The organism is Vibrio sp. ABG19 (genome assembly GCF_029962385.1).
GTDB classification, from domain to species: Bacteria; Pseudomonadota; Gammaproteobacteria; order Enterobacterales; family Vibrionaceae; genus Vibrio; species Vibrio ostreae.
The window spans coordinates 411,935-438,063 of record NZ_CP071707.1 but is presented as its reverse complement, the minus strand read 5'-3'; the positions used below and the strand labels follow the sequence as shown (position 1 = coordinate 438,063).

The 26,129-nt window shown below is 49.8% G+C and carries 19 protein-coding genes; 15 read left to right on the top strand and 4 right to left on the bottom strand.

The annotated features are described in order from the left end of the window. Positions 1-18: 18 nt before the first annotated feature. Together J0X00_RS01895 and J0X00_RS01890 are read right to left on the bottom strand one after the other, a co-directional pair. Positions 19-990 carry a ParB/RepB/Spo0J family partition protein gene (locus tag J0X00_RS01895; protein WP_282476856.1) on the bottom strand — a complete coding sequence of 324 codons (972 nt, stop codon included), beginning with the start codon at positions 988-990 and terminating at the stop codon, positions 19-21. Positions 991-997: 7 nt separating this feature from the next. Then, positions 998-2,215 (bottom strand): AAA family ATPase, encoded by a 1,218-nt coding sequence (locus tag J0X00_RS01890; RefSeq protein ID WP_136483659.1) that lies wholly within the window; start codon positions 2,213-2,215, stop codon positions 998-1,000. A gap of 1,273 nt (positions 2,216-3,488) precedes the next feature. Between J0X00_RS01890 and J0X00_RS01885 the strand changes: the two genes are divergently transcribed. From J0X00_RS01885 to J0X00_RS01865, 5 genes are all read left to right on the top strand, one after another. Further along, positions 3,489-5,465, top strand: coding sequence for a replication initiator protein RctB domain-containing protein (locus J0X00_RS01885; RefSeq protein WP_136483660.1), 1,977 nt, complete (start codon positions 3,489-3,491; stop codon positions 5,463-5,465). Between the two features lie 865 nt (positions 5,466-6,330). Further along, positions 6,331-6,528, top strand: coding sequence for a hypothetical protein (locus J0X00_RS01880; RefSeq protein WP_136483661.1), 198 nt, complete (start codon positions 6,331-6,333; stop codon positions 6,526-6,528). Positions 6,529-6,689: 161 nt separating this feature from the next. Beyond that, a complete protein-coding gene (locus J0X00_RS01875; protein WP_168796966.1) occupies positions 6,690-6,899 on the top strand; it encodes a DUF3283 family protein in 210 nt (69 codons plus the stop codon). Positions 6,900-6,975: 76 nt separating this feature from the next. Next, complete coding sequence (locus J0X00_RS01870) at positions 6,976-7,692, top strand: YebC/PmpR family DNA-binding transcriptional regulator (protein WP_218561629.1); 717 nt, start codon at positions 6,976-6,978, stop codon at positions 7,690-7,692. Between the two features lie 92 nt (positions 7,693-7,784). Continuing rightward, a complete protein-coding gene (locus tag J0X00_RS01865) occupies positions 7,785-8,666 on the top strand; it encodes an NAD(P)-dependent oxidoreductase (protein WP_218561628.1) in 882 nt (293 codons plus the stop codon). Between the two features lie 166 nt (positions 8,667-8,832). On the opposite strand, the gene J0X00_RS01860 is transcribed toward J0X00_RS01865, so the two are convergent. Then, positions 8,833-9,219, bottom strand: a complete 387-nt coding sequence (locus J0X00_RS01860; RefSeq protein WP_282476855.1) for a DUF393 domain-containing protein — start codon at positions 9,217-9,219, stop codon at positions 8,833-8,835. Positions 9,220-9,646: 427 nt separating this feature from the next. Here J0X00_RS01860 and cyoA point away from each other — a divergent pair, with 427 nt between their 5' ends. The 6 genes from cyoA (at position 9,647) to J0X00_RS01830 (ending at position 14,853) form a co-directional block, all read left to right on the top strand. After that, complete coding sequence (gene cyoA, locus J0X00_RS01855; RefSeq protein ID WP_136483666.1) at positions 9,647-10,561, top strand: ubiquinol oxidase subunit II; 915 nt, start codon at positions 9,647-9,649, stop codon at positions 10,559-10,561. 6 nt (positions 10,562-10,567) lie between these two features. After that, the gene (gene cyoB, locus J0X00_RS01850) at positions 10,568-12,595 is read left to right on the top strand and encodes a cytochrome o ubiquinol oxidase subunit I (RefSeq protein ID WP_282476854.1); all 2,028 of its coding nucleotides are present in this window, start codon (positions 10,568-10,570) and stop codon (positions 12,593-12,595) included. Beyond that, positions 12,585-13,187 (top strand): cytochrome o ubiquinol oxidase subunit III, encoded by a 603-nt coding sequence (cyoC, locus tag J0X00_RS01845; RefSeq protein WP_136483668.1) that lies wholly within the window; start codon positions 12,585-12,587, stop codon positions 13,185-13,187. The genes cyoB and cyoC overlap by 11 nt, the downstream gene beginning before the upstream one ends. After that, complete coding sequence (cyoD, locus tag J0X00_RS01840; RefSeq protein ID WP_136483669.1) at positions 13,187-13,501, top strand: cytochrome o ubiquinol oxidase subunit IV; 315 nt, start codon at positions 13,187-13,189, stop codon at positions 13,499-13,501. Before cyoC ends, cyoD begins: the two co-directional genes overlap by 1 nt. A gap of 7 nt (positions 13,502-13,508) precedes the next feature. Then, the gene (gene cyoE, locus J0X00_RS01835) at positions 13,509-14,375 is read left to right on the top strand and encodes a heme o synthase (protein WP_136483670.1); all 867 of its coding nucleotides are present in this window, start codon (positions 13,509-13,511) and stop codon (positions 14,373-14,375) included. Between the two features lie 121 nt (positions 14,376-14,496). Continuing rightward, positions 14,497-14,853 (top strand): YibL family ribosome-associated protein, encoded by a 357-nt coding sequence (locus J0X00_RS01830; RefSeq protein WP_136483671.1) that lies wholly within the window; start codon positions 14,497-14,499, stop codon positions 14,851-14,853. A gap of 101 nt (positions 14,854-14,954) precedes the next feature. On the opposite strand, the gene malT is transcribed toward J0X00_RS01830, so the two are convergent. Further along, a complete protein-coding gene (malT, locus tag J0X00_RS01825; protein WP_136483672.1) occupies positions 14,955-17,663 on the bottom strand; it encodes an HTH-type transcriptional regulator MalT in 2,709 nt (902 codons plus the stop codon). A 528-nt stretch (positions 17,664-18,191) separates the two neighbouring features. Here malT and J0X00_RS01820 point away from each other — a divergent pair. From J0X00_RS01820 to hcp-2, 4 genes are all read left to right on the top strand, one after another. Continuing rightward, positions 18,192-20,645, top strand: a complete 2,454-nt coding sequence (locus J0X00_RS01820; protein ID WP_282476853.1) for a glycogen/starch/alpha-glucan phosphorylase — start codon at positions 18,192-18,194, stop codon at positions 20,643-20,645. A 109-nt stretch (positions 20,646-20,754) separates the two neighbouring features. Beyond that, entirely contained in the window at positions 20,755-22,935 is a 2,181-nt protein-coding gene (gene malQ, locus J0X00_RS01815) for a 4-alpha-glucanotransferase (RefSeq protein ID WP_282476852.1), read from the top strand. 163 nt (positions 22,936-23,098) lie between these two features. Further along, positions 23,099-25,288, top strand: coding sequence for a 1,4-alpha-glucan branching protein GlgB (gene glgB / locus J0X00_RS01810; RefSeq protein ID WP_282476851.1), 2,190 nt, complete (start codon positions 23,099-23,101; stop codon positions 25,286-25,288). A gap of 299 nt (positions 25,289-25,587) precedes the next feature. Then, complete coding sequence (gene hcp-2, locus J0X00_RS01805) at positions 25,588-26,106, top strand: type VI secretion system effector Hcp-2 (protein WP_218561622.1); 519 nt, start codon at positions 25,588-25,590, stop codon at positions 26,104-26,106. Positions 26,107-26,129: the final 23 nt, after the last annotated feature.

The following is a 26,129-nucleotide window of genomic DNA, read 5'->3' as shown; positions in this document are numbered from 1 at the left end:
GGCGAGAGCCAGGTTGTATCAACTCAGTTTCTGCTCAACAAATTCCAGAATCTCTTTCATCAACGCATCGTCGACTTTTTTCAGATTCAGCGCCAGATTAGAGCCTTTGCGCGCATAACTTGCACGACCTTTGATAAGATCAACCTTGTTGCTCACGGCACGCTTGGGGGGGACCAGTTCCTGAATCCAGGATTCCAGCGTCTCAGTTACTTCTTTGGTGATACGGGCAACACCCTGAGCATCACAACGCTGCCAGACGAAACCATCACTCTGATGACACTTAGCCAACAGCTCGCGCTGCTGGGCTTCACTCAGGTCATTAAACTGCTTATGCAGCTTGACGATGGTCGGCCGACCCAGTTCTACCACATTAGGATAAGCCTGCAGCAACTCAAGTGGCAGTGCCGCGGCTTTCAGCGCGCCGCTGACCAGAGCTTCACTGCACTGGAATATCTTAGCCAGCGCTTTCTGATCTTCTGCTTCACCGCTGTCGAGTTTGGCCTGCATTTCACGCCCTTTCTCATACAGCGACAGAGGTTTATGCGCATTCGCTACGTCAGACAGGAACTTGGCGTGTTCGCCATTAATGTGCTCACCAACGTAAATCAAGAACTCTTGGCCGGCCAAAATACAAGACATACGACGACGGCTGCCATCGAGAACCTCAATACGGCCATCCTCACAACGGCGTCCGACCGCCGGATACTGTTGCCCACGTTCACGTAAGGTGGTCAGGACATCCGACAGGGCATGCTCGTTAAGAAAAGCCTGTTCACGGGCGTTTTCGGCAAATACCCGGGTCTGACTCTCTACTTCGTCAGCAGGTATACGTACCAGTTCGAAAGTCACCAGCTCTTCACCGGCCACAGACAGTTCAATCACCTGCGCCTGCTCTTTGGCTGCAGCCTGAGCTTCCGCGGGTGTTGACGCACGACGTTTATTGGCCTTGCCAAACAGTTTTGCATTCAGATCAGACGTTTTAATTGCCATGTGTTACTTACCCCTGGTTAAGTGAAGTCCAATTTGAGTGAAGCACGCGTTCCAGTTCCAGCGCACTCTTTTGCACTGCATCCTGAGCCGTGGCCAGCGTTTTCTTACCGCCTTCAAAATCACCCGTGGTGAGATCGAATACAGTGCTGTAAGTATCGGCACAAGTTTCAAAAGCACGGCTACGCGGAATGGTTGCCATCATGACCTGATCACCGAGCAGGTAGTTCATTTCGGTCAGGACTGACACTTGTTTCTTGTTGTCATCTTCAAACATGGTCGGCATCAAACGAACAAATTCCAGCCCTTTCCAATCATCCGGAAACATTTCATACACGGTCGGTAAATGCTGAAAGAAGTTCACGGTCGATGCCCAGTCGAGACGCTTCGCGGCACATGGAATCAATAACGCATTCGAAGCATACATCGCATTCCACACCAGCGGGTCGACGTGCGGGCCAGTATCAATCATGATGACATCGAACTCGTCAGCAATCTTGTCAATCAGCTTTTCTTTTAGCAAACGCACAATATCCAGCGACTGATTCTGAGACAGGTATTGCCACGCTTCCGCGTTAAACATCGCATCTTCCGGAAACGCAGAAATGGTTTTCAGGTTTGGATACTGAGTCGAAAGCATCACATTTTTTTGCAGGAATGCTTTGTCAACCTCAACTTCTTCCGGCACATTGTCGAGCATAATGTCGACCGCTGAATAGATGTTGTTGTGCTCTGCCAGGCTGATCTGCGGGTTAAGGAACAAACGCAGTGAGCCTTGGGGATCCAAGTCAATCAGACAAATGCGATAACGTTTATCGAGGTTGAGTGCCAGACACGCCGCCAGATGGACCGCTGTCATCGACTTACCGGTACCACCCTTCTGATTCTGAACGTTAATAATCCACGGTTTATTATCCGTATTTTTCTTACGTTGGTGGAATTTGGGGATACCCGCCGCATCCATCAGCATATGTGCTTCAGAGAGAGAAATGGAGTAGTGGTTGGCGTTGTTTTTTGTAAACTGATGCCCGGCCTCTTCCATTTTTGCTATTGCCTCATCCAGTTTACGACGTGTCAAACCTGAACGGGTTTCCATTAGCGCCTTGGACATCGGAGGAAAGTGTTCGTCACGACGTTCCTCCAACACAATCTCAATTCGGTCAGATTGGACTTGCTGTGTCTGTTCCGCTAGCTGGTAGAGATTGTCTATCGTTTGTTCTCTTTTCATAGCCAAATTCCGTGATTAGTGCTTTAAGTCGAATTGTACAGCAATATTAACTATATACAATAAAAAGGTGAACAATCACTTTTAGATAACAATCACATTAAATAGATTTTTAACACAACTTTTATCGAATAAGACTTAAAGGCTGAAAAATCATCGTTTAAAACTAGCGTAATAACATAATCAAACCCGCAAACTTTTAAAAAGTCACAGCGTCACTTATTTACAATGTAAAACCATTACAAAGTACATCAATTCGCCCACTGCGTCTCTCTGGTGATGCACTCGCCTAATTTTACCGGAACGATTATCTGTGCGGCTTAAATTACGGAGCCTGTCATTTCAATTTCAATCATTCACCTACCAGAACAAAATCCGAGCATAAGGTGCGTATCTTGATCATTAGACCGAATTGAGCGCACTCAGCAAGTTAGCAATGAAAGCATGATCAAGGCTACAATGATGATCATGCTTCCGGTCACTATGGCTGGTACAGGAAACATGATCAAGGTTATTTTTGATCATCTCGCAGCGCCAATTCATCCCCGCCAAGTTGATCCTGGATCGGATCAATGATCAAGAGCAATGCATTTACGGAAGCATGAAAAATTCCGGCAGAACTACGGACAACGTCAATTACAATCAGGGTTAGCGACGAATACGGCCATTCAAAGCCCGGTGATGAATCCTATTCAAGTAACAGCGTTGACAGTATACAGGCCATGATCATGCTTTCGATGCAGTTTCACACCACAATAAGCAAGCGCTGATAAGTACGAGCCTGTCGATGGATTCAGAAAATGGCGATTTTAGCCGCACACTGACCCGGATTGATGAAACTCTTGATCATGCTTCCGCTAAGATCACGAACAGAAAATGAGAAACAGCTCAGGTTTAACATACTGTTATTTCTCAGCTTGTGGATAAAGTGTGTATCGGCCTTGATCATCGTTTGCAGAATGCGTTGATCATTGATTCATGCTGTTCATGATCATGGTTTCAGAGAAGTTTGATCATGCTTTCAATAAGTTAATGATCATCGTTTCGAAATTACTATGATCATGCTTTCGAGAGGTGTAAAAAAAAGACAAGCTAAAACAATGCATTAGAGGTAACTTTGGACTCAGATCATATGATCACTCTAATCATCTTATATCAATATAATCAGAAAGATCAGTTATTTAAAACCAACAATTTTTTCTTTATTTATGATCTCTTTTTCTTTATTCTCTTGGAACTATAGCGATATTACGGCTAGTGTGATACGGATCGAATAATGGCATCAGAAAATAAATTGCTGATAAAGGCACCCAGAAGCCACAAAGATGGACATCTCTTTGAGGTTTCTGAAACAGCAGTAGACTGGATTGAACAATATCAGCATTTTAAAGGTGTAACTAAGAGTATTGTTGAACTCCTGAACTTGATCTCACTACGAGGCTTTCGTAGTAGGGATGGCTTAGTTTCAACCACTGAATTGATCGATGCCACCGATGGTCAGCTGACACGTGCTGCGATCCAGCAACGCCTGCGCGCTGCGGTATCGATCGGTCTGTTTAAACAGGTCCCGGTGCGTTTCGAAGAGGGCCTGGCGGGGAAAACCATGCTGCACCGGTTTGTTAACCCCAATCAGTTGATCTCAGTATTAGGATCAACCAGCCTGATGACAGAATCCGTTAAGCAGACCGAAAAACGCAAACGCTCCAAAGCGCTGGCCCAAACTCAGGTAAATCAACGTTTACTCACGGAACACGGCTTGAATACGCCACCAGCAATGAAAGATGAAGCAGATCAGTTCGTTGTTTCTCCAACGAATTGGGCGGGTATTATCGATCAGGCGCTGGCTCCGCCACGAACGCGTAAAAGTTACCAAAAATCCATGGTGTCGATCTCCGGTACCCGAGCTGTGATCGAAACACGATCGTCAAAGAATATCATGACGGTTGACGATCTGATGACTCTGTTTGCTCTGTTTACCCTGACCGTTCAGTATCATGATCATCATCATGAAGACTATCAACTTAATGCCAGCCACGTACCGAATAAAACACCGCTCTATATCACCGATATTCTCTCATTGCGCGGTAAAAAAGACAGTGGCCCGGCGCGCGATTCTATTCGTGACAGTATTGATCGAATTGAATTTACCGACTTTCAATTGCACGAACTGACCGGACGCTGGCTGAGTGAAAACATGCCGGAAGGCTTCAAAAGTGATCGTTTTCGTTTTCTGGCCCGCACCATTACCGCATCCGAAGAAGCACCGACGGAAGGGAGTGATGGTGAAATTAAGATCAAACCGAATTTGTATATTCTGGTATGGGAACCTTCATTCTTCGAAGAGCTGATGACCCGGGACTACTTCTTCTTGTTCCCGCCGGAGATCCTGAAGCAACACACTCTGGTATTCCAGCTCTACTCTTATTTTCGTAGCCGTATGTCACGTCGCCACACGGATGTGATGCTGCTGAGCGAACTTAACCAGAAGCTGGCGCGTAATATTGAATGGCGGCGCTTTTCAATGGATCTGATCCGCGAACTCAAGCGCTTGTCAGACGGTAAAGGGACCGACGATCTGTTTGTGGTGAATTTGTGGGGTTACCATTTGACGATCACCACTTCGATCGACAAAGGTAAAGTGATCGATTATCAGGTTGATATCAAATGTGATGTCGAAGAAGTACTGCGTTACTCACGAGCCAAAACCACCAATGCTGGCAAACGTAATATGGCGCCAACCCTTCCGAATCCGCTGAGACATGAAATGGTGTCACGTCAGAAACTGGATGAACTGTCAGAAATCATCGATGGCGAATTTGAACCTATTCAGCGTAAAGCGCCTTCTCCGCGCGGTAAACTAGGGCGTCGGGTTAAGCAACGTAAACACCTGGTAGAGATCAACGCGGACGAGATTACCATAACCTTATCCAAATATACCTCTCCAGAGGCTCTGGAACGCAGTATAACGGCTTTAGCCGCTATGACAGGGCATTCCCCTTCCTCTATCCGGGAAGAGTGTGTGGAGCTGATAGATAAGCTGGATTGGCTGCGTGTGGATGACAACGTTATTCCGTACGAGACACTGAGTAAGGTGATTGAGTTGTATAACACCCAAAATCAGAACAAGCATCTGTCGGTCGAGCGGTTGATTTCTGGCCTGGCAGTGCGACGCAAAGTGTGTAAGCAGGTGTTTGAAGGCCATCTGGATGACATGGTATTCCGCGCCCTGGATGAGGTCGCAATCGGAGTGTGAAAACCTCAACCAACACTGAACACAACCCTGACAAAGGCCTGACAAAAGCGGTGACAGGTTTGCGTATCGTTATTAGCGAATAGACAACCTTTTGCCCTATCTGATGAATTAATAGATTGGCTCATATTGTTAGATTCATTCTGAATTATTTTGCGAGTTCTCCCTAAGAACTCGCTTTTTTTTGTCTTAAATTCAATCACATCACTTTAATCCGTTTTACCTTCCTGGAGCGATTTCCTTGATCATGTGTCCGTGAATTGCTGATCGTTGCGCTATATCGCGCAATCTTCGAGCACCAAAAATCGATCCCGCAACAGGCAACTGTCCCGGCTGAATGAAGGGATCGGGGTAAACAGACCGGGCATTGCTCTTGATCATTATCGCCTTGATCATTGTTCCGTCTAGCGAGTTTCGGGTCGTTAACGCTGAATCTTATCGCAGGGGAGGGTGATTGATCTGCTGTTTCTGCCACTCCTTGATCATGCTTTCGTACGTTCAGGAACTGTGGTGTGTAAGAGCAGTAAAACAGCAGTTGGTTATGCAGGACCAAATATGCTCAGGACACGGATGATAGTGGCACTGGAAAAAGTTTAGGAGTCTTGTTGTATAACGGCTGACACGGTGTTTTGCTGCGCTGGTGAGCAATCAACGGGATGAGAAATGAGAACTGGATCGGCTTTATTTTCAGGCGACGATTTTTAAATGTACTTCGAGTTTTGCGGGTCGGCAAAAGATAAATGCAGGCGGACAAATTTAGATTTCTGAACTATCGTTTGAATCACATTCTGGTCTAAATCTGCTTAACAACGATTTACCCGTTTGCTACAGATTAGCTGTCCCTGGCATGGTTTGTTCGGAGGTTAGAATGTCCATCAATTCAATTGACCATGATGAAATGACACATATTGCAAGTAGTTGGGATCTCGCTGAAGAAGTCGAGACTCAACGTCCGGTGAAGAATCTGAAATCAGCGGAAGCGCGCCGTCGTATCGAAACACTGCGCGAGATCCGGGAAAGCGGATTATCCATCGAGGAAGCCAAGGAATTAGGTCTGTTGCATTAACACAACCTGATCGGCATATTGACAAGGGTGGCGTAAGCCACCCTTTGTATTTTTAGCGCTTTTATTGATGAAAGCCGCTTAAAGCGACATTTTGACTCTTAATTTTTACCATTCCTATGCTATATTTCGCCCCACCTTATCTATCTACTGTGGGCTTACTAATGTCTTTCAACCTTGCGCTGCTGGATGCTGCAGAGAAAAACAAAATTGAACTCGATAAACAGGCTTCTTTTTTAGTTTGGAAGATGAAGCAGGCAAAAGGCGGACCGGAAGAGATCACTAAGCAACTAGCCAAGCTCAGCTCCGAGGCGGAGAAAGCGTGGTTTCAACAGTCGGTTGATAAGTACAAACGAGTGATGGGCGTAATGTAACGCTTGGCCCTCTGCAGAAATTTGATTTTCTGCTAAAATCCGTCGCATTAAATTTTGAACTAGAGAGAACATCCCGATGGGAAGAAGTTTTGAAGTGCGCAAAGCCTCAATGGCGAAAACTCAAGGCGCAAAAATTAAAGTTTATTCCAAATACGGTAAAGAAATTTACGTGTGTGCTAAGAACGGTGGTTCAGACCCTGAGATGAATCTGTCTCTGCGTCACCTGATCACTAAGGCGAAAAAAGACCAGGTACCAGCACACGTTATCGAAAAGGCGATTGATAAAGCCAGTGGCGGCGGTGGTGAAGATTACCAACCAGCACGTTACGAAGGTTTTGGCCCTGGCGGTATCAGCGTGATCGTTGACTGTCTGACTGACAACGGTAACCGTACTTTCCAGGATGTTCGCCAGTGTTTCGTTAAGACCGGCGCTAAGATTGGTACGCCAGGTGTGGTTTCACACATGTTTGATCACCAGGCTGTATTCCAGTTCCAGGGCGACGATGAAGAAGCCGTACTGGAAGCGTTGATGATGGAAGATGCTGACGTGACTGATATCGAGCTGGAAGATGGTGTGATCACTGTCTTTGCTCCAAACACGGAATTCTTCAAAGTGAAAACTGCTCTGGGTACCGCATTCCCGGATCTAACTATCGACGTTGAAGAAGTCACGTTCGTTCCTCAGAACCGCACTGCGATTGCCGGTGAAGATGCTGAGAAATTCCAGAAGTTCCTGGATATGCTGGATGATTGTGACGATGTTCAGCAGGTTTACCACAACGCTGAAATCTAATCATTGAAGAGCCGGGCTGAGCCCGGCTTTTTTGTGTCTGCAATTTGTGATGGCAGCGCGGTGAAAAGGGCAGCCTCAATAAGGAGTCAATTATGAATGTCAGTTTTATTGGTTTAGGTGTGATGGGCTATCCGATGGCCGGTCATCTTGTCAAAGCTGGTTTTACCGTGACGGTTTACAACCGCACCGAAGCGAAAGCCAAAGCGTGGGCTGAGCAGTTTGGTGGCCACTATGCAGCGACGGTTGAAGAGTGTGTGCGCCATGCCGAGGTAGTATTGACCTGCGTTGGGAATGACGATGACGTGCGCTGCATGACCACCAGCGCCAGCGGTGCTTTAGCATTTATGCAGCCAGGTGCAATTTTGGTCGACCATACGACTACCTCTGCATTGTTGGCTGAAGAACTCGCCGCAGCGGCGCAACACGTTGGTGTGCGTTTTATGGACGCGCCGGTTTCCGGTGGCCAGGCCGGGGCTGAGAATGGGGTTCTGACCATTATGTGTGGCGGTGAAAAAGCGCTGTTTGATCAATTGCAGCCGGTGTTTGATGCTTATGGTCGCTCGTCGGTGCTGATGGGCGCGGTAGGGCAGGGGCAACGTGCCAAAATGGTCAATCAGATCTGTATTGCCGGAGTGCTGAACGGGTTGTCAGAGGGGCTGATTCTGGCTGAAAATGCCGGGTTGGATATTGCTACTCTGGTCGCTTGCCTGAAAAATGGTGCTGCCGGCTCGTGGCAGATGGAAAATCGGGCGCAAACCATGGCCGAGAATCAGTTTGATTTCGGTTTTGCGATTGACTGGATGATTAAAGATCTCGGTTTCTGTCTCGATGAAGCTGAGCGGCAGGGAATCCGTTTGCCGATGACCGAAAAAACCGCCCAGGCGTACCGGGCATTGTCAGCGCAAGGCGATGGCAGAATGGACACATCGGTATTGATTAAGGCCGTTAAAAACGATAGCCAAAAAACAGCGTAATTAACAGATTGATGTTACACGAGAATGGTTATTAACTATTTGATAACAAAGAGATCTTGTTCAAAGTTTTAATGTTCCAGAAGCGACGGTTTACAGTGTAAAACCGTCGCTTTTTTAAGCGCTGTTGTTGGCCAATAAGACAGGCACAAATATTAAAATATGGCGTCTATCGACCACATTGGTTGTTGTCGCAGCGGCTTTGACCTGTCAGCCAGCGTGATATGGTGTAACGATGCTTAGCAAACAGAAGATAACACTGGTCGGCTAACGTCTTAATAAGCGGCCAACGTGTCGGTGCATAAATCCAGCCTTTTCCGACCAGTCTCCAAGCCTGGTGTAATACATCCAAACCGCGAATCAATTGGTTACGGTTATTGTAAGCAAGAATGATTCGCTGTGCCTCGGCCGGATCGATGTCGGGATAGTCCGCCATCTGGTCGCTGTTGATATCGATGAGCGCAATCAGATTGTGATCGTCGTAGCGTTTTAAGGCACGCATTTCGCGTACACAAAGCGGACATTTGCCGTCAAAAAAAATCGTAATTTGTGACATGTTTTAAGAATATTTATTTTCCTTTTCTTTGACAAAATGATGACAGTTATTGACTGAGGTCAAAGAAAGTTTATTTAAATAACAGGAAGTTGACGTCCTTAACCATGGTTTGATAAAGGTTTATATTTGCTTATGATTCCATTTTTGCAAGATTAGATTGCAATTTCGTCTACTGTGATCGACAAACAATGACCGCATAATGCGTCGGATGTAACAATTTGTATGCGGCTGTGGCATTTGGGTATATGCGCGAATGGCAGAGAAAATGACGAATGTCGGAATTCTGAGTGGCGTATACATAAATGTTACATGAAGTAAACATTTGTGCAAGCTCAATTACACATAAAAACTCATAAACATCAACCGCGGGTTCTTAAAAGTGCCAACTTTTGTCTCTGGAATCCCGCAAATACAGTCGAGAAAGTCAATGGAAGCCTCAAGATATAAAAACATCTTGTCGAGAGCCGGATTGTTCATTGCAATTTTGCTCCTCTCGGGATGTCAATCTGCTTTGCTTGATCCAAAGGGCATGGTAGGGGTACGTGAAAAGGAGTTGATCATCACAGCTCTTGTTCTGATGTTGATTGTCGTGATCCCTGTGATTTTGATGACAATCTACTTTGCCTATAAATACCGTGCGAGCAACACTGACGTAGAGTACACACCAGATTGGTCACACTCGACCAAGATCGAAGTGGTGGTTTGGACGATTCCAATCATCATCATCGCGATTTTGGGCGTGATTACCTGGCGTTCTACCCATGAGCTCGAGCCATCTGTTCCTCTGAAAAGCGACGTCGATCATATGACAATCGAAGTTGTGTCACTGGATTGGAAATGGCTGTTTATCTACCCTGAGCAGAATATTGCCACAGTCAACTATGTCGCGTTCCCTAAAGATGTGCCGGTGGAGTTCAAAATCACCTCTGACAACATCATGAACTCATTCTTCATCCCTCGATTAGGTAGTCAAATTTACGCTATGCCAGGCATGGTGACCCGTTTGCATCTGATTGCTAATCATGAAGGTGAGTACAAAGGTATTTCTTCCAGCTACAGCGGCGAAGGTTTCTCCCACATGAAATTCACGGCCAGTGCCCTGCCTGATCAAGCAAGCTTTGATGAGTGGGTACAAAACGTGAAAGCTCAGCCTAAGAAGCTGAACGATTTCAGTGATTACCAAACGCTGGCTAAGCCGAGCGAAGACGTTCCTGTGACTTACTTCTCTGAAGTTCCTCAAGACCTGTTCTCATCTGTTGTGATGCAGTTTATGGGTTCTCTCAATGATGATGAGAAAAAGGAAGTTCACGGTCATATGAACATGGCAGAACACAAAGGGTAACAAACAATGTTTGGAAGACTTACATTAGATTCCATTCCATATCACGAGCCTATCGTCGTAATTACTGTAGCTGTAATTGCGCTTGTTGGTCTCGCGCTATTGGCTACCATTACTCGTATGGGTAAATGGCAGTACCTATGGAATGAATGGTTTACGTCAGTAGACCACAAAAAACTAGGCTTTATGTATATCGCCGTTGCAATGATCATGTTGATTCGTGGTTTTGCCGATGCGGTGATGATGCGTAGCCAGCAATTGCTGTCGTCAGCGGGTGAAGCAGGTTACCTGCCTCAGCACCACTACGATCAAATCTTTACCGCGCACGGCGTGATCATGATTTTCTTCGTGGCGATGCCGCTGGTTATCGGTCTGATGAACATCGTCATTCCGCTGCAAATCGGTGCTCGTGACGTTGCATTCCCATACCTGAACAACCTGAGCTTCTGGCTGTTTGTGGTCGGTGTTATCCTGACCAACATGTCGCTGGCTGTGGGTGAGTTCGGCCGTACTGGTTGGCTTGCGTATCCGCCACTGTCTGGCATTGATGCCAGTCCGGGGGTCGGGGTTGACTACTGGATATGGGCGCTGCAGATATCCGGTGTAGGTACCACGCTGACTGGTGTGAACTTCTTCGTGACAATTCTGCGTATGCGTACGCCGTCTATGCCACTGATGAAGATGCCGGTATTCACCTGGGCATCATTCTGTGCCAACATCCTGATCATCATTTCGTTCCCAATCCTGACTGTAACCATCGCGTTACTGACTCTGGACCGTTACTTGGGCATGCACTTCTTTACCAATGACATGGGCGGCAACATGATGATGTATGTCAACCTGATTTGGGCATGGGGTCACCCTGAAGTATACATCCTGGTTCTGCCGGTGTTTGGTGTGTTCTCAGAAGTAACAGCAACCTTCTCGCGTAAGAAGCTGTTCGGTTACACCTCTCTGGTTTGGGCGACAATCGTTATCACCATTCTGGCCTTCGTTGTATGGCTGCACCACTTCTTCACCATGGGTGGCGGTGCAAACGTGAACGCGTTCTTCGGTATTGCAACCATGATCATCTCTATCCCGACCGGGGTTAAGATCTTCAACTGGCTGTTCACTATGTACCGTGGTCGTATCAAGTTCACTACCCCTATGATGTGGACCATCGGCTTCCTGATTTCGTTCTCTATCGGCGGTATGACCGGCGTACTGATGGCGGTTCCTGGTGCTGACTTTGTACTGCACAACTCAGTGTTCCTGATTGCGCACTTCCACAACGTTATCATTGGTGGTGTGGTATTCGGCTGTTTCGCAGCGATTACTTACTGGTTCCCGAAAGCAACAGGTTTCATGCTGAACGAAGCATGGGGCAAACGTGCGTTCTACTGCTGGATCACTGGTTTCATCCTGGCATTCCTGCCGCTATACGCGCTGGGCTTCATGGGTATGACTCGTCGTATCAGCCAGAACATTGACCCAGAGTTCTTCCCTCTGCTGGCGGTTGCTGCCTTTGGTACTGCTATCGTTGCACTGGGCGTACTGTGTCAGTTCATCCAGATTTACGTAAGTGTCCGTGACCGTAAAGAGAACCTGGACGTGACCGGTGACCCATGGGGTGGCCGTACTCTGGAATGGTCAACCTCTTCACCACCGCCGTTCTACAACTTCGCTAAATTGCCGAAAGGCGATGAACTGGATGCCTTCTGGTACCAGAAAGAGCGTGGTGAGCACGACCTGAACAAAGAAGTGGAATACGAGCCAATCCACATGCCGAAGAACACCCCGACGGGTATGTACGTATCGGCTTGGTCTCTGGTCTTCGGTTTCGCGATGATCTGGTACATCTGGTGGCTGGCCGCGATTGGCTTCATCGGTGTGGTTGTGACTTGTATCAAGCACAGCTTCAACGAAGACGTGGACTACTATGTTCAGGTTGATGAAATCAAAGCAATTGAAGAAGCGCACCGTAAGCGTGTGGCTGAAGCTAACAACACCGCAGGTCAGAAAGACGACGATATGGAGGTGACCTATGCACGCTAATGCTCATGATGCGCACGCGCATGATCATCACCACGATACCGGTAGCAACAAGCTGTTCGGCTTCTGGGTTTACCTGATGAGTGACTGTGTACTGTTCGCAACTCTGTTTGCAACGTACGCAGTACTGGCGAACGCAACTGCGGGTGGCCCAACCGGTAAAGACCTGTTTGAACTGCCGTTCGTATTTGTTGAAACCATGCTGCTGCTGTTTAGTAGTATCACGTTCGGTTTCGGCATGATTGCGATGAAACGTCAGGACCTGGCTGGTCTGAAACGTTGGCTGGCTGTGACCTTCCTGCTGGGCGCTGGCTTTATCGCGATGGAAATCTACGAATTCCATCACCTGATCGCCCATGGCGCGGGTCCTGACACCAGTGCATTCCTGTCAGCGTTCTTCACGCTGGTGGGTACGCACGGTCTGCACGTAAGCTTTGGTCTGATCTGGCTGGCAGTGTGCTACTGGCAGCTGTCGACTAAAGGTCTGAACGACATGATGCAAACGCGTCTGAACTGCCTGAGCTTGTTCTGGCACTTCCTGGACATCGTTTGGATCTGTGTATTCACCATCGTCTACCTAGTGGGAGTAATGTAATGAGCAACCAACATGTAGATACTGGTAAAAAGGATTACGTCAAAGGTTTTATCCTGTCACTGATCCTGACCGCCATTCCGTTCTATTTCGTTGCAGCACAAACTCTGCCTGCAGCGGCGACTTACGCGGTAATGTTCGGTTGTGCACTTGTTCAGGTGTTTGTCCATTTTGCATACTTCCTGCACATGGAAACCCGCACTGAAGAAGGGCGCTGGAACTTCGTGTCGCTGATGTTTACTGCAATTGTGGTACTGATCCTGATTGGTGGTTCAATCTGGATTATGTGGAACCTCAACGTCAATATGAAGATGTAGGCGTTTCATGATTAAAGGTTACGTTTCTATCACTAAGCCAGGCATCATCATCGGTAACCTTATCTCTGTGGCTGCGGGGTTCTTCCTCGCAGCTAAATCAGAGACGGCCGATGTGGCGCTGCTGGCCTACACCCTGGCAGGGGTGGCAATGGTGATTGCATCAGGTTGTGTGGTAAACAACATTTTCGATCGTGATATCGATTCGCGAATGGATCGCACCAAAAGCCGATTACTGGTGAAAGGCGAGATCAATGCTGACCATGCGTTTGTGTTTGCCATTGTGTTGCTGTTAGCAGGCACAGCTGAGCTGTACCTGCTGGCCAATCCGCTGTCGACAGTGGTGGTGTTGCTGGGATACGTGTTTTACGTGTTCTTCTACACCATGTGGTACAAACGTACCTCGGTGTACGGTACGTTAGTCGGCAGTGTGTCGGGAGCAGTTCCGCCCCTGGTCGGCTACCTTGCGGTGACCAACTACATCAGCCTGGAAGCTGTGTTGCTGTTCGCGTTGTTTGGTCTGTGGCAGATGCCACACTCTTACGCAATCGCGATGTTTCGTATGCAGGACTACAAATCGGCGGGCATCCCTGTGTTGCCTGTTGTGTCCGGCATCGAGAAAGCGCGCAAGCATATGATGGCTTACGTTGTGGCGTTTAACGTTGTGGCGTTTGCTCTGTTCCTGGCCGGTGAAGGCGGTTACGAGTATCTGGCCGTTGCGTCAGCCGTATGCTTCATGTGGACCCGAGTGACATTCCGCCCGGTGACCGAAGACAATTATGTCCAGTGGTCAAAATCGGTGTTCAAAGTGTCATTGTTGGTCGTGATGGGGATCAGTTCGGTTCTCGGACTGGAACTTATTCCTATCTCTATCTAACGGTCCCGCCATTTAAAGCGTCCAAAGGCACCCAATCGGGTGCCTTTTCTTTTTTACAAATACCACTCTGAGCGGACCTTTGTGCTATACTCCGTGCCCGTTTCACGAAGAGAGTTTTCCCATGAGTCTGAAAAACGACATTCAACAACTGAACAACCGCCTGGATACTTGCCGTCGCAAGTTGGATGCCGCTAAGACTCGCGGCGACAGCGCGATGATCAGCAAATTCACTGATGACCTGGATCAGCTGAGCAAAAAGCTCAACGGCCTCAAAGGCAAAGAAGATTACGAACTGAATAAAGAACGCAAGCAACTGGCGGATATGCCGTTCTCGCGTGAGCTGACCAAAGCTGAACAGTCTGATTTGGGTAAGCTGAAAAAATCAGTGAAAGGTCTGGTGGTGGTACACCCGATGACTAAAATCGGTAAAGCCCTGCGTCTGCAGGCGATGACAGGTTTCGCGCCGAAGTCGTTTTAATTGACCAATGCGTCCTGAGGGCCTGTAAACGGGCCGGAATAAAAAGAGCCAGCAGATTGCTGGCTCTTTGCGTTTTAGCGGCTCTGATGGCACCTCGGGGCTTAATATCCCATCAGCTGCAACAGATTCTCCGCGGTACGCACCGCTTCTTTACGATTGGCGATGTTGAGTTTCTGGTACAGATTACGGATGTGGGTTTTGATCGTGGTACCGGCCACATCGAGTTCCTGCGCAATCTGCTCGTTACTCAGCCCGGAGTAGATAAGACCAAGCACCTGCCACTCACGCTGTGTAAGCGGGCTGGTGCGCACCAGCTCAGGAATGTTCGGGTGATTGATCAGATTCTCAACAAACTCCTCGTCAAAGTGCACGGAGCGGCTGCGCTGAGTGGTGGAAATCTCTTTCATCAGTTGCTGAGCGCGGTGACGTTCCAGATCGCCCAAATCAACCCGGTGGGAGAGTTTTTCCAGCAGATGACCTATCTTGTTCCCGTCGATGAGGAAATTACCGATCATGCCAGTCTGGTTGGTCAGGCGCAGTGCGGCTTTGAGTTTGTCGCGTGCCACGTCATCCTGCGCGCAGGAAGTGGCCAGACACGCTTCGACGATCAGGTTACGGTTGGTATCGGTCACCAACTGGTACTGCTCCGCTTCACTTTGCATAAACGCCAGAGTCTCGCGTGCTTCATCATATTGACCTTGGTTTATCTGCGCGCGGGCTATGTTGCGCCACTGCATCTGCTGGAAGTGGTTGCGGGCATGCTGCGGACGAATACTGCCTTGCAGCCATTCTGCAATCGCGGTTTGATCGTCGCGTGCCTGCCAGTACAGGAGCAGGGATAGTGACGCATTGGCGGTCCAGTCGACATGGTAATTGGACTGCTTGAGCAGATGCTGAATCTGTTCGATAAAGCGGCCGGCCTTATCGAGTTCACCCCGGCCTATCGCAATGCGCGCCAACATGGAGTAACTGTGCAGGTGCTGGCTGGGTGACTGTTTACCCAATACATCCAGCCCTTTATAAGCGCACTCTTCTGCTTCATCAAGGCGGTTCCAGCACCACAGGATCTGAGCGCGGATACGCAGCAGGAATTCATGCAGCGGCAACTGGTGCAAATGCTGATCTTCCACCAGTTTAAATGCGTTATCCTGCACTTCAAAGGCAGCCTGAACATAACCCTGGGCAATCAGAATTTCACTCTGCTGCAGCAGTGCCCATAGCGCCTGATGGTAGACCTGATACTGGCGCGCCAGCTTTTCCGTCTGTTGCATCATAGACAGAGCACGGCTGAGATTGCCGAGCACATGGTTGACTTCGCCGACCACCGACGTGGCGACAATGCGGCTGCGGTAGATGGTGTTATCGAGTTGGCCCAGTGCCTGCTCCGCTAGCTCAAGCGCTTTCTCCGGTTCATTCTGGTTGATGGCGACCTGGGCACGCAGAGCGCAGAACTCACCCTGCTCTTTACTGCTGGGCTTGATATTCAGGGCGCTCATCTCCTGATCCGCACGTGCCAGCAGATCGCCGACGGCATTGTAGCGGTGCTGACTTTGTGCCAGCCAGGCTTGCAGCAGGCACAGTTTCGGCTGGCTGTAGAGCTGGGTCGGGCTGAGCAGATTAATCGCTTCTTCGAGAATTTCCAGTTCACCTTCGTTAAACATTTTCCAGCCATGTTCAACCAGAATTCGTGCCAGCAAATCTGAATCCTGGGCTAAGCGGGCATGGAGCAGGGCCTGATGCGCCGTATTGGCTTCCAGCCAGGCAAGCGCGGCAGCCCGATGCAATTCCTGCTCCTGCTGCGGAATATTAGCCAGGCGCTGGTGAGCCAGGAATTCGGCAAACAGGTTATGAAAGCGATACCAGTTATGTTCGCCTTCCAGCGGATAGATAAACAGACCATAACGGTTGAGCTGCTCTATCATGTTGAGTGCGTCATCACGTTTGGTTAACGCGGCGACCAGCGCATCGTTAAAGTGATCGAGGACCGAGCACTGCATCAGGAAGTGGCGGGTCTCTTTGTCGAGCAGATCAAACACCTCCTCGACCAGGTAGTCCCACAAGTGGGCGTGATTAAACTGAGAGACAGATTCGGCCGACTGGGCCAGGGTGCGTCTCTGGTGCTGAGCCTGCAACGCGATCAGCTGCAGTGCGGACGGCCAGCCTTCGACATAATTTCGCAGGCTGACTGCGGTGCTGTCATCAATGCCTTCGGCAACACGCTGATTGAAAAAGCGTGTGGTCTCCTCATTATCAAACGCCAGCAGATCGTTGCCGATTTCGATCATCAGATCGCGTACCCGCAGGTTGGCCGTACCCAGCGGTGGGATCATACGGCTGGTGACTACCAGGGTCAGGTTATCCGGCATATGCTTGAGGAAGAAGCGCATTACTTCATGGATATCTTCGTCACTGATCAGGTGATAGTCGTCTAAGACCAGATAGCACTCTTGCTGGAACTCGGACATTTCTGCAAACAGTTCGCTCAGCAGCGAGTGCAGGGTAGAGAACTGACGTCGCTCGGCCAGTTTCTGCGCATTCGGGCAGCTTTGATGAGTGGCTTTATTGAGCGCCTGCAGCATGTAATTCATAAAGCGAAACGGATCGTTATCACTTTCATCGATGCTGTACCAGCCGACGTTGGGCTTATCGGCCAGCCACTGCGCTGCCATGGTGGTTTTGCCGTAGCCGGCCGGAGAGCGGAACAACACCAGTTTGTAGTAGGGCGCCTGCTGGAGCAGTTCCAGAACACGTGGCCGGACGATGGCATTATGCAACCGCCCGGGACGCGTGAGTTTAGAAGGTATCCACATGTTAATACGTTCCGTTCTGTCATTTTTGTTATATGAAGTGAGTCAGCTCACGTCTTGATGTAAGAATGTTACTTGATGTCATTGCCTACGTTTATTGATCCGCGGCGAGATTTAAGCAGGATTCACACTTCTTACCGAACTACGCCCTGTAAGTGTGAGTCTGATCACCAATTTGATGCAGTTGTGCACCGTTATGGCGGTGGTCTTCCACCAAATCGCGCGCCATTAGCGGTTTCTGCTCTGTTTGAAATGTGAGCAATGTTGCATTTTGAGCAACGGGTCCATCCATCAATCACCTTGCTTTCATAAAATCTCCGTACGCTTTAAAGGCAGTTTGCTGTGATCCTGGTCACTCAGAAATTCTTACTGGCTGGTTTCTGTGAGAGATGGATCACTCAAACCCGGGAGCTCCTCCTCTACGCCCTTACTCCTACTCCCGTGGGAGCGGTGTTGTGGGAGGATGTTTTGCTGGCGCGCTAGATGCAGGATATGTCCCAGCTGGATTAGAACCATAAGTGAGATTTCTCCATGAAACCTACGCAACAAAAAACATTTGATAAAGCTTTATTCCAAGACAACGTGAAACGCCATCTGACTGCCACCTACGCGAGTACCGTTGAACATGCCAACAGCCGTTTGTGGTACCTGGCGATGGGACGTGCCCTGGCTGAGCTGACCACCTTTGACCTGCTGGAAACTGAGCAGGATGAGCGCATTGTTAATGCTAAGAGCCTCAACTATCTGTCTCTGGAATTCCTGATTGGCCGCCTGACCGGTAACAACCTGATCAGCATGGGTCTGTATGAACAGATCGCTGAAGCTATGGCGGAGCTGGGCCTGAGCCTGACCGATATCCTGGAAGAAGAGCGTGACCCTTCACTCGGTAACGGCGGCCTGGGACGTTTGGCGGCGTGTTACATGGATTCTTGTGCTGCGCAGGAGTACCCGACCGTCGGTTACGGTTTGCATTATGAATACGGCCTGTTCAAGCAGTCATTTGAAGATGGCCACCAGAAAGAAGCGCCGGATGCGTGGGGCGGGGTGGAAGGCTACCCATGGGAAGTGGCCCGTCCGGAACTGAAACAGGAAATCGGTTTTTACGGCCATGTCGAAGTCACCCAGGAAAACGGAGTCGAGAAACGACGCTGGGTGCCGGGTATGCTGGTGCAGGCGATGCCGTGGGATTTGCCGATTGTCGGCTATCAGAGTGAAACCGTTTATCCGCTGCGTTTGTGGGAGTGCCGCGCGATTGCGCCGTTCTCACTGGAGAGCTTTAACAACGGTAACTACTTTGAAGCGCAGCACGCGCTGATCGATGCGGGTAACATTACTAAAGTGCTGTACCCGAACGATAACCATGAAAAAGGCAAAACTTTGCGTCTGATGCAGCAGTACTTCCACAGTGCGGCATCAGTGCGCGACATTCTGCGTCGTCACGAAGCGGCCGGTTTTGCTCTGGCTGATTTGCCTAAGCAGGAAACCATTCAGCTCAATGATACCCACCCGACCATCGCCATTCCGGAACTGATGCGTATTCTGATCGATGAGCGTGAGTTGTCATGGGATGAGGCGTGGGCTATCTGTTCGCATACGTTTGCTTACACCAACCACACCCTGCTGCCGGAAGCGCTGGAAACCTGGAGCGAATCTTTGATCCAGCGTTTGCTGCCGCGCCATATGGAAATCATTTACCAGATCAACCACTTGTTCCTGCAAGAAGTCCGCGCTAAATGGCCGGGCGATGTGTCTAAACAGCAAAAACTGTCGGTTATCGAGGAAGGTTTCCACCGTATGGTGCGTATGGCCAACCTGTGCGTTATCGGTTCGTACGCGGTCAACGGGGTGGCAGCACTGCACTCTGAGTTAGTCAAACGCGATCTGTTCCCTGAGTTTAATGAACTCTATCCTGGCCGTCTGCAAAACGTCACTAACGGTATTACCCCGCGTCGCTGGCTGAAATTCTGTAACCCGGGCCTGTCAGCCCTGATCAGCGCTAAGATCGGTGACGAGTGGCCGGCGCATCTCGACCAGTTGGAAGCCATTTCGCAGTACGCGGATGACAAGACATTCCAGCAGCAGTTTATGGCGGTCAAGAAAGAGAACAAACAGCGTCTGGCGGATTGGGTCAAAGAGCACATGGACATTGAGCTCGATACCAATGCGATTTTTGATGTTCAGATCAAACGTCTGCATGAATACAAACGCCAGCATCTCAACATGCTGCACATTCTGTCGCTTTACCATCGCCTGGTGAACGATGCCAGTTTTGATATGCACCCGCGGGTATTCTTCTTCGCAGCGAAAGCGGCGCCGGGTTACCACCTGGCGAAAGAGATCATCTACGCGATTAATAAGATTGCCGAGAAGGTCAATAATGACCCGCGTGTCAGTGACAAGCTGAAAGTGGTGTTCATTCCGGATTACCGGGTCAGCATGGCGGAAATCATTATCCCGGCCGCTGATGTGTCCGAGCAGATCTCGACCGCCGGTAAAGAAGCTTCCGGTACCGGCAACATGAAGATGGCACTCAACGGTGCGCTGACCATCGGCACCATGGATGGCGCGAACGTTGAAATTCGTGAAGAGGTCGGTGATGACAACATTTACATCTTCGGTCTGGAAGTGGACGGTGTGGAAGCGTTGCGGGCGCAGGGTTACAACCCGTACGACTTCTATCATGCTGATCCGCTGCTGAAAGCATCACTGGACTTGCTGCTCGGTGACGAGTTTACCCCGGGTATGCCGAGTAAACTGCGCACCACGTATGACAGCCTGCTGGATGGTGGTGACCCGTATCTGGTGCTGGCTGATTTCGCTTCTTACGTTGCGGCGCATCAGGCAATTGATGAGCAGTACCGCGATCAGGCCGGTTGGGCTAAGAAAGCGATTCTTAATACGGCGCTGGTAGGTAAATTCAGTTCCGACCGCAGTATTCGTGATTACGTGAATAACATCTGGAAACTGGAAGCGATCAAACGCTGAGCCTGATTCCAAACCAGTCCGGGCCAACGTCCCGGGCTGTGCCTTCATCATATTAATTACAATAAACCCTACATGATTTGAAGGGTGGCAATTCCCTTCGGAGAGAGCGATGAAAGACAATAATGCGTTAATGCAGGTCGCTGAAATGGCGAATATATCCAACCGCTATATCAGTGCCTGGGGCGACGAAGCGCACGTACAGGATGAGACGATTCGCCATTTACTCGGTTGCCTGGGTTATGACACCAGTAGTGACGACGCACTACTCAAATCGGCGGAGAAAAAGCACAAGAAAGATGTGCTCGATCCTGTGCTGGTGATCCGCGACGGTGAAGCGGTGGAAGTGCCGTTATACCTTGGCGTTAGTGCGCGTGAAAGTGAATTTAACTGGCGCCTGGAAACCGAGCAGGGAGAAGTACTTGAAGGCTATCTTCAGTCGCAGATCGTTCGGGACGAGCGTGCCGAGGGTGGCCCTCTGGTATTTGCTTTGCCCAGTGATTTGGCCTGGGGATATCACACCCTGTTGATCACCCGCAAGCGTCGTAAAGCGCCCTATAGCATGACGCTGATTATTACTCCGTCAGCCTGTTACAAGCAGCCGGCTCTTGAGCAACACAAAAAACTGTGGGGCCCGAGTGTGCAGCTCTATACCCTGCGTACCCAGCACAACTGGGGTATGGGCGATTTTGGCGACCTTAAACAGCTGGTAGCGGACATTGCTTCACGTGGCGGTGATTTCGTCGGTCTCAACCCGATTCATTCGCTGTTTCCGGCTAACCCGGAAGGGGCCAGTCCGTACAGCCCGTCATCGCGTCGCTGGCTCAATATCCTCTACATCGATGTCAGCTCGGTACCGGAATTTGCGCTGAGTGCTGAGGCGCAGCAAAAAGTCGGCAGTCCGGATTTCCAGCAGCGCCTACAAAAAGTGCGTGAAGAGCATTGGGTCAACTACAGCGAAGTCGCAGCGATGAAGATGAGCGTGCTGCCTTTGTTGTTTGCAGAGTTTAAAACTCGTCATCTGGATAAAAATAGTGACCGCGCTGCCGCGTTTCTGAGCTTTGTTGAGCAGGGCGGTGACAGTTTGTTGCATCAGGCCGCGTTTGATGCGCTGCACGCCCAGTTGCATGCCGAAGACAGCAACGTCTGGGGTTGGCCGGTGTTCCCGGAAAAATATCGCCGCTTTGATCTGGCGGCGGTACAGAAATTTATCGAAGACAACCAGGACAGCGTGCATCTCTATATGTACCTGCAGTGGATTGCCGATACTCAGATCAGTGAAGTGCAGACTCTGGCTGAAGAGAAAGGCATGGCGGTCGGCCTGTACCGTGACCTGGCGGTCGGTGTGTCTGATGCCGGTTCGGAAACCTGGGCGGATGAGGGGATTCTGGTGCAGGATGCCAGTATTGGTGCACCGCCGGATATTCTTGGTCCTCTGGGGCAGAACTGGGGCCTGCCACCACTCAATCCGCAGGTGCTGGAGCAAACCGCGTATCGCGCTTATATCAATCTGCTGCGCTCTAATATGAAGCATTGCGGCTCGCTACGCATTGACCATGTGCTTGGCCTGCTGCGTCTGTGGTGGATCCCGAAAGGTGAAAATGCCAGTAAAGGTGCTTATGTCTACTATCCGGTACGTGACATGCTGGCGATTCTGGCGCTGGAATCGCATCGTCACCAATGCAGTGTGATTGGCGAAGATCTCGGCACCGTGCCGGATGAAATCGTGGAGTTACTGCGCGATGCCGGTGTGCACTCCTACAAGGTGTTCTTCTTTGAAACCTCCAAAGAAGACGGCGGCTTTATCTCGCCGGTTCATTATGCGGATCAATCCATGGCAGCGCTGTGTACCCACGATATGCCTACCCTGCGTGGCTTCTGGCACTGTGATGACCTGAAAATGGGGCGTGAGATCGGCCTGTATCCGGACGAAGAGCAGCTTGAAACCCTGTTTGCTGACCGCCTCAAATGCAAGCAGGGCATTCTTGATTCGGTGGCCTGGCATGGATTTCTGCCAGCAGGTGTCGGGCGTGATGCCAGCCTGGTACCGATGGACTCTTATCTGAGTGAAGCGCTGCAACTGCATGTGGCAGCGGGTTCCTCGGCGCTGCTGAGTGTGCAGCTTGAGGACTGGCTGGAGATGGATAAGCCGGTCAATATTCCTGGCACGGTAAATGAATATCCTAACTGGCAGCGTAAATTGTCGATGAATCTGGATGAGATTTTTGCTCGCGAGGATGTAAACCGCATTGCCTCTAAACTGAGTGAAGTCCGAGCCACAGCGAGCAAGTAAATGATTGTGGAGTGATTTATGATTTCTCACTACTTACGCTGAGAAGTTTAGCCTGGGTCACTCCACGACCAGGATGAGTTCGATAAGATGGTTTTATGCTAGCAGCCCGCTTCTTAGCGGGCCTTTTTTTCCTTAGGTAAGTTCAGGTTTAGGAGTAGGAATATTGAAACCGACCAAAAAGAAGCCGTCCAAGCTGCAATTGGCTTATCAGCAACTTGCCGGCGCTGCCTTTGCTGATCCCTTCGCATTTCTCGGTCCTTTTATTCCCGCACAGCAGGGAGCACTGCGGGTATGGATGCCCGGAGCCAGTAAAGTAGAACTTCTGATTGAGGGTGAAGCGAGAATTGAGCTGCAACGTGAACTGGATTCCGGCTTTGTGCTCAACGCAGAGCGTGATTTACGCTTTACCCATTATCAGCTGGCGATTGACTGGGATGGGGTCGAGCAGATCATCGATGATCCGTATCAGTATCACGGGATTTACGCCGAGTATGATGATCTGCATACGCCCAAAGCCATGTATCACCATATGGGCTCACAGTTTGTCACTGTGGAGCGCGACGGCAACCAGATTTCCGGGGTACGTTTTTTAGTCTACGCGCCGCATGCATCCGCCTGCAGCCTGGTTGGATCATTTAACCAGTGGGATGGTCGCCGCCATCCGATGCAGCGTCTCGATTACGGCATCTGGGGCCTGTTCATTCCTGGCTTGCAAGCCGGTGTACAATACAAGTTTGAACTCAAGGGCCCGCATGGAGAAGGTTTGCCACACAAAGCCGATCCGTGGGGCAGTTATGCCGAGCAGTATCCATCGTTTGCCTCCGTGGTTTATGATCATCAGGGCTATCAGTGGCAGGATGAGGCGTGGCAGACGCGCGCGGTAACCGAAAAACGTAAAGAAGCATTGTCGTTTTACGAGCTGCATGCCGGCTCCTGGAAACGCGGTGAAGATGGCCGCTTCCTTAATTACCGCGAGTTGGCCGATCAACTGGTGCCTTACTTGGTTGATATGGGCTATACCCATGTCGAGCTGATGCCGGTCTCGGAGCATCCGTTTTACGGCTCGTGGGGCTATCAGCCAGTCGGACTGTTTGCGCCAACCAGCCGTTTTGGCAGCCCGGATGACTTTAAATACTTTGTCGATGTCTGTCACCAGGCCGGCTTAGGCGTGGTGCTCGACTGGGTACCGGCGCATTTCCCGTCTGACGATCATGGTCTGGCTAATTTTGACGGCACGCCGCTGTATCACGATCCGGATCCGCGCCGCGGCTGGCACCAGGACTGGAACTCGTTTATCTACGATATGGGGCGCGAGCATGTACGTCGTTTCTTAGTCTCGAACGCCTTGTACTGGTTTGAGATGTTCCACATCGATGGCATTCGTGTCGATGCGGTGGCCTCTATGCTATATCTCGATTACTCGCGCAGCCACGATCAGTGGATACCTAATATTGACGGCGGGCGGGAAAACTACGATGCGATCGCCACGCTGAAATGGATGAATGAGGAAGTGTACAAATACTTCCCGAATGCAATGACCATTGCCGAAGAGTCGACCGCCTTTCCGGGCGTGTCCGCGCCAACCTTTATGGGCGGGCTAGGTTTCGGTTTTAAGTGGAATATGGGCTGGATGCACGACAGTTTGTCGTACATTAAAGAAGATCCGGTGCACCGTAAGTACCACCATAATACGCTGACCTTCCCGCTTATCTACGCGTTCAGTGAGAACTATGTGTTGTCCTTGTCTCATGACGAAGTGGTGTACGGCAAGCGGTCGCTGATCTACAAAATGCCCGGAGACGAGTGGCAGCAAACGGCCAACATGCGCGCTTACATGGGCTATATGTATGGTCAGCCGGGTAAAAAACTTAACTTTATGGGCGCTGAATTCGGCCAGACTGCAGAGTGGAATCATGACGACCAGCTGCAGTGGTTCCTGCTGGATTTCCCGCGTCATAAAGGCGTGCAGAGTCTGGTACGCGATCTCAACCACCTCTATCGCAGTGAAGCGGCGTTGCATGAACTGGACTGCGAACCGAAAGGCTTCGAATGGCGTCTGCAGGACTCGGCTGACGCCAGCGTGATTGCCCATGAACGTTTCAGTGCGGACGGCGAGCGGATTCTGATTATTACGAACTTCACTCCGGTGCCGCATGACGCATTCCGACTCGGTGTACCGGTAACAGGACGTTATCAGTTGCTGCTCAACACCGATGCAAGCAAGTATGACGGCAGCGATTTTGAAGTCAAAGATCTGGTCGCGACCGAAACAGTCGCGAGCGAGGATTTGCCGCAGTCGCTTGAACTGCGCGTACCGCCGCTGGCGACACTGATGTATAAATTTATAGCTTGATTCTCAGGCGCAATAGATTGACCATCGCCTGAATGACCGGCCCGATTTATAGTGTAAATCGGGCTTTTTCATATCTGTCTCAATCCATCAGCGCAGGAAGAAGTTTACCCGCCAAGCAAAATGTTGCTCACCCGGAGGCAGTTTGTTGCTCTAACAATAGTTAATTCAATATAACTAACTGATTTTTAATGGTTGTATTTTTGGCATTGACCTTGCTCCCTTATGACTGAATTCGCGCCCGGCGCATATTTCAATCATCGTCGCTTTAAACGACATCATCAGTTAGAAAGGAATTAGCAATGCCAACTCCATGTTATATCTCTATCGAAGGTCAAACCCAGGGTCTTATCACTGCAGGCGCTTGTACTGCGGATTCTATCGGCGATTCATTCGTTGAAGGTCACGAAGACCAAATGCTGGTTCAGCAGTTCGATCACAACGTAACTGTACCAACTGACCCACAATCTGGTCAGCCTTCTGGTCAGCGTGTACACAAGCCGTTTAAATTCACTGTGTCTCTGAACAAAGCGGTTCCTCTGCTTTACAACGCACTGGCGTCTGGTGAGAAGATGACCAACGTTGAGCTGAAATGGTACCGTACCTCTATTGAAGGCAAACAAGAGAACTTCTTCACCACTAAGCTGGAGAACGCCTCTATCGTGGATATTCACTGCGAAATGCCACACTGTCAGGATCCGGCGAAATCTGATTTCACTCAGAACCTGACTGTGTCTATGTCTTACCGCAAAATCACCTGGGATCACGTTAACGCGGGTACTTCAGGTTCTGATGACTGGCGTAAGCCTGTCGAAGCGTAAGTCACGCTCGAACTCAGTTGCCC